This is a genomic window from uncultured Methylobacterium sp. (genome assembly GCF_964242245.1).
Classification (GTDB): domain Bacteria; phylum Pseudomonadota; class Alphaproteobacteria; order Rhizobiales; family Beijerinckiaceae; genus Methylobacterium.
Genome location: NZ_CAXTBY010000132.1, coordinates 4,470 through 9,340 on the forward strand (window position 1 = coordinate 4,470; position 4,871 = coordinate 9,340).

General features: G+C 68.2%; 6 protein-coding genes and 1 pseudogene. 4 read left to right on the plus strand and 3 right to left on the minus strand.

Annotated features, from left to right (window positions below; all coding sequences use genetic code 11):
- Positions 1-1,474, plus strand: a 1,474-nt coding sequence (locus ACFE8Y_RS19000; RefSeq protein ID WP_375465940.1) for a chlorohydrolase family protein, incomplete at its 5' end; no start/stop codon positions are given.
- 20 nt (positions 1,475-1,494) lie between these two features.
- The gene (locus tag ACFE8Y_RS19005; RefSeq protein WP_375465941.1) at positions 1,495-2,313 is read left to right on the plus strand and encodes a phosphate/phosphite/phosphonate ABC transporter substrate-binding protein; all 819 of its coding nucleotides are present in this window, start codon (positions 1,495-1,497) and stop codon (positions 2,311-2,313) included.
- 469 nt (positions 2,314-2,782) lie between these two features.
- Here the strand turns inward: ACFE8Y_RS19005 and ACFE8Y_RS19010 are convergent, their stop codons facing one another.
- Genes ACFE8Y_RS19010 through ACFE8Y_RS19020 form a run of 3 tightly spaced genes read right to left on the minus strand, consistent with a single transcriptional unit; the run spans position 2,783 to position 3,920 of the window.
- Complete coding sequence (locus ACFE8Y_RS19010) at positions 2,783-3,217, minus strand: hypothetical protein (RefSeq protein WP_375465942.1); 435 nt, start codon at positions 3,215-3,217, stop codon at positions 2,783-2,785.
- Complete coding sequence (locus ACFE8Y_RS19015) at positions 3,214-3,699, minus strand: DUF2924 domain-containing protein (RefSeq protein WP_375465943.1); 486 nt, start codon at positions 3,697-3,699, stop codon at positions 3,214-3,216. The genes ACFE8Y_RS19010 and ACFE8Y_RS19015 overlap by 4 nt, the downstream gene beginning before the upstream one ends.
- Positions 3,696-3,920, minus strand: a complete 225-nt coding sequence (locus ACFE8Y_RS19020) for a hypothetical protein (protein WP_375465944.1) — start codon at positions 3,918-3,920, stop codon at positions 3,696-3,698. The genes ACFE8Y_RS19015 and ACFE8Y_RS19020 overlap by 4 nt, the downstream gene beginning before the upstream one ends.
- A gap of 267 nt (positions 3,921-4,187) precedes the next feature.
- Between ACFE8Y_RS19020 and ACFE8Y_RS19025 the strand changes: the two genes are divergently transcribed.
- A complete protein-coding gene (locus ACFE8Y_RS19025) occupies positions 4,188-4,457 on the plus strand; it encodes a helix-turn-helix domain-containing protein (protein ID WP_375465945.1) in 270 nt (89 codons plus the stop codon).
- Positions 4,458-4,465: 8 nt separating this feature from the next.
- A pseudogene (locus ACFE8Y_RS19030) lies at positions 4,466-4,871 on the plus strand (hypothetical protein); the annotation flags it as partial.

Genomic DNA, 4,871 nt, shown 5'->3' on the forward strand with positions numbered 1-4,871 from the left:
GGGTCGCTGGGTCGTCGGCCACGACGGGCGCGGCCATACCCTGATCCCGAACGGCGTCGTGGTCTACGAGGGAGCCGAAGTCGTCTTCGTCGGCCGCGCGTTCGAAGGTGCGGTCGACAGCGTCATCGACGCCTCCGACAAGCTGGTCGCCCCGGGGTTCATCGATACCCACGTCCATTCGGGCCACCGCGCCTCGCACAGGCTGATCAGCGATGCGGGCAGGCCACTGTATTTCGGCCAGCCCTTCCTCGAGATCAGCGTGCCGAAGGAGGGGCGGGTGGTCTCCGGCGACCCGCGCTATCTCAAGCCCGGCGACGCCGCGGTGGCCGCGGCCCTCGAGCTGAACGCCACCTTCACCGTCGCGGAGTTGCTGCGCAACGGCGTGACCACGTTCGTCGAGTTCGGGAGCGGGATCGGCGTGCAGCGCGCGCTCCTGCGCGAGGTCGATCGTCTCGGCACCCGGGCCTACCTCGGACCCGGCTACGATTGCGGCCGCTGGGTCGGCGATCAGGAGGGCCGTCTGAAGCGGATCTTCGACCCGGAGGGCGGCCTGCGCGGGCTCGAGGAAGCCGTGGCCTTCATCCGAGAGCACGACGGCGCCTGCGGCGGCCGCGTCCGCGGCATCCTGGTGCCGCGCGAGGTCGAAACCGCGACGGTCGAGCTCCTCGCCCAGACACTGGCCTATGCCGACGAACTCGGTGTCCCCATGGCGACACACGCCGCCTACAGCGTGCTGGAATTCCACGACGTCGTGCGCGAACATCAGAAGACGCCGATCGAGCTGCTCGCCGGCATCGGCATGCTCCGCCCGACGCTCAACATCGGCCACGGCAACTTCATCGCCGACGACCCCAACCTGAATTACTCGGGCGCGCAGGACCTCGCCCTCATGGGGCATGCGGGCTGCTCGATCTCGCATTGCCCGATCAACATCGCCCGGCGCGGTCGGACGTTGCGGGATTGGCACGGCTATCGGAAGGCCGGGGTGAACATCGCGATCGGGTCCGACACCTATCCCCGCGATATGGTGATGAACATGCGCACCGCATCGCTGATGGGCAAGATCGTCGGCCACGACTACTTCAAGGCGCCCGCCGGCGAGGTCTTCGAGGCCGCCACGCTGGGCGGCGCCCGCTCACTCGGGCGCGACGACCTCGGACGTCTGGCGCCCGGCACGCGCGCGGACATCGTCGTCATCGATATGGCGGGACGGAACTCCCTGCGCTTCGGCCCGATCCGCGATCCGATCAAGAGCCTCGTGGAATGCGGCATCGGCGACGACATCGACACCGTCATCATCGATGGCGTGACGCGCATGGTCGGGGGGGTAATCCCAGGGATCGACATGGCCGCCCTCGCCGCCGAAGCGCAGTCCGCGGGCGAGGCGATCTGGGCGTCCCTGCCCGACTGGGACCCGCGCGGCCGGGACGCGGGTGAGGCATCCCCCTGGTCCTTTCCGCTCGCGGACCGTTGATCGATCGGGCAATGCACCGGATGACGCTTCCGCTGGCTACCAACGCACGCATGTACGCCATCACGCCCCAGGCGGCGATCGCCTGGGATGCCATCTTCAAGTGGCTCGCCGCGAGTACCGGTCTCCCCCTCGCGGCGCTCGATCATCCTCCGCCCGCGTCGCTTGCCGGGCTATGGTCACGACCGAGGATCGGCTGCGCCGTGATGTGCGGGTGGCCGTTCATCGAAGCGCATCCGCGACCGTACCTCCTGGGAACACCGATCCCCAGTCCACCCCGTTACCGCGGGCGGCCCCAATATTGGTCTGATCTCGTGGTCCGAGCCGACAGCACGTACATGTCGATAGAGGATACGTTTGGCGGCACGCTGGGCTGGACGATTGCGGACTCGCAATCGGGCTTCAACATGCTGCGCCATCACCTGATCGGACTGGGCAGCACGCCTGACGCTCCCCTGTACGCGCGTTCCGTCGAAGGGCTCGTCAACCCGCTTGGCGCGCTCAAGGCGGTGGTGGACGGTCGCGTCGACGTCGCGCCGGTCGACAGCTTCTGTCACGATCTCCTGAAGGCCGGGGACCATCCGGCCACCCGTGCAACGCGGACGATCGCGGCGACGGCCTCCTCGCCGATGCCTGTCCTTGTCGCCTCGCCGGACATCGGCGAGGGTGAGGCGCGCCGCCTCTCCGAAGCCCTCTGCACAAGTCATCGCGATCCGCAGATGGCACCGCATCTCGCCGCGGCCCTCGTCGAGCGCTTCGTAGTACCGGATACCGCAGACTTCGAGTATTGCCGCAGCATTGATCGCGCCGCTCGCGGGGCAGGCCACTTCGTCCCGATGTAGAGTTTCGATTCCATCAGATGTCATGCTCGGAAGCGGGCCATCCGCTACCGGCCAGCCCCGGTCATTCGGGCCGCTGAACTGAACTGCCCGGAAGCAGACGTTTCCAAATTCCGCAAAGGGTCAATCTCTACCGTACCTTCGGTGGTCTGCCACGCCGCCGTCGTGGCTGTCCGTCCTGCAACCTGCTCGCCGGCTGCCTTACCACTTCACCGTGCCGAGGAGGCGTTTGATCGTTGCCCGCCTCTTCACTTTCCGCAAAGACGCAGATCGATCCCGCCGGCACATCTCCATCATGTGCGCTCGTTGCCGTGGAGAATGCGTTTGGCGCTTCGGCGGGCTCGGCGGATGGTGATGCACCCGCCGACATGAGCGTGCCCGGGGTGGCGTGCCGTAGGTGCTCTCGAAGGCCGCGGCCATGACGGCGTTGGCGCCGCGTGCGCGTGCCATGATGCTCTCCGGTGTTTGCGGGTCAGTTCAGGGGATCGGTCGTCGCGTAGGACGCCACGATCGTGAGAAGAGCGAAGCGGACCGGCAGGCTGCCGGTCGCCTCGGCGTCGTCGGTCGAGGGCGCCTCGGCGTCGAGCCAGTCGCACAGGCCGCCGAGCGTACGATTAGCCGCGACCGCGGTGCCGATCGCGCGCAGCATGGCGTCGAGCGCCTGCTCTCGCGGCGTGCCCGCAGCCTCGCTCGCGGCGATCTCGACCGCGATGCGGTGCTCGAAGTGGTAGGTCAGCGGCGAGAGCGTCGTCTCGGGCTCGCCCGGGTCGCCGTCGCGGACGACCGCGAGCCCGCCGGGCGGGATGCGTTCGGCCTTGGCCAGGTTGCGCTTCACCTCGGCCGCGGGCAGCGCGCCGGCGATCAGCGTGCGCACCGCCGCGAGCACCGTCTCCCGCTTCGAGGTCACGACAGCGTCCAGTTCCGGGCGATGAGTGAGGGCACGCGGGCGGCCCAGGTATCGCCGGTCCGCCCGACGTCTAAACGCTTCCGGAGCGAGACCTGTGGGACGAGGAGGAAGATGACGGCGCTCGCCTGACCCGTGCGCTTCCGGTTCACCGTTACGACGTGCTCGACCCCGCGCCACTCGCGGATCAGCCGCGTCCCCACCACCGGCCGGTCGGCGCCGAGGGAATGCGGCCTCTTCGTCCTGGCCGGGTCCGGTCGGTCGTCGATCAGGGCGTCGAGCCGGGCCTGGTAGGCGGGCGGCAGACCGCCGTAGACCAGTTCCTGGATCCTGTAGGCGAGCGCTCGAGTCAGGAACCCGCGCCGGTAGGCTGGCGGCGGCTTGCCGTAGAGCTCCTTCCACAGCGCCTTCAACTCGGCGAAGCTCTTGTTTTGCAGCTCGGCGATCTGCTTCACGACCGGGTTGATCGGAACATGGGTGGTCACATCGGTTCTCCCTGCTTTTCCGGGCAGGTCGGACACATGCTCGGGTGGGCGGGGAAGTCGAGCAAACTCTCTCCCAAGTCATTGCATTCCCTGTCGGATCGTCCTCCGCCCCGCTCGGCTGCCGTCATCCGGACGATGCCCGCGAGCAGGATCGCGGCGACCTCGTCCAGGCGCTCGCGGCCTCGCGGGATGGTGGTTCGGGTCTTGTAGTCGATCGGCATCGCATCGGCGTTCGTGATCGCGTTCGGTCGCGATGAGGCTGGTGCGAACGCTCTCCGCCGAACAGGCCGTCCGGGGCTCCTGCGCGCATGATGTTGCGGCTGCGCAAACGTGCGGGATGGCGAAGTCATCCACAGGCGGCGTGATCCCGTGGAAAATCGACTCGACTCTCGCGATGCACAGTGAGAACATAAAAGGAACATAAACCCGATTGGCAGGTCCGCATCTTCGGGTTTAACGGTTCGCGTAAGGCGATGCAGGAGGGCGACATGGCGTTCGGGACGGCGGTGCGGGACAGGCGGGAGGAGCTCGGGCGGACGCTGTCCGAGGTCTCGGTCGAGATCGGGATCTCGATCGCCTACCTGTCGCGGATCGAGCGGGACCGCGAGAACCCGCCTCGCGACGAGCTGATCGGCAGGATTGCCTGCGCGATCCGCATGCCGGTCGACGAGGCCTTCGCGGCGGCGCAGCGCCTTCCGCCCGACCTCCAGGGCCGTGTCGGCGACGTGATCGCTGCCTACAGACGCCAGTCGCGGTAAGCCCAGCCATGCGTTGCGTTGTTCTGCACTACCCTCATCACCTGCCGTCCCGGGAGCCGCGCCGGCTCCGGACGGTGGAGGTCTGGCGCGTCGGCGAGGATGCACGAACCCGAATCTGCGCGAACCCGCGCCGGCCGAAGGTCGAGATCGCGCAGCTGATCGCCCGCGCCGGTCGCCTCGCTGTGAACGGCCTCACCTTCGACACCCACTGGGAATGTGGCCAGGCGGTCGCCGACGAGGCGGGGTGCCCGGTGCTCGGCGCCACCGAACACGACCCGTCCGTGCCGGACGCAGTGATGATCTACGTCAACGCCCACGAGATCGGCGACCGCGACGACCTTGCGCGTTCGACCGCCCTTCACGAACTCGGGCACGCGGTCTTCGACGCGCCGTCCTGGATCGAGCGCGCCCGCA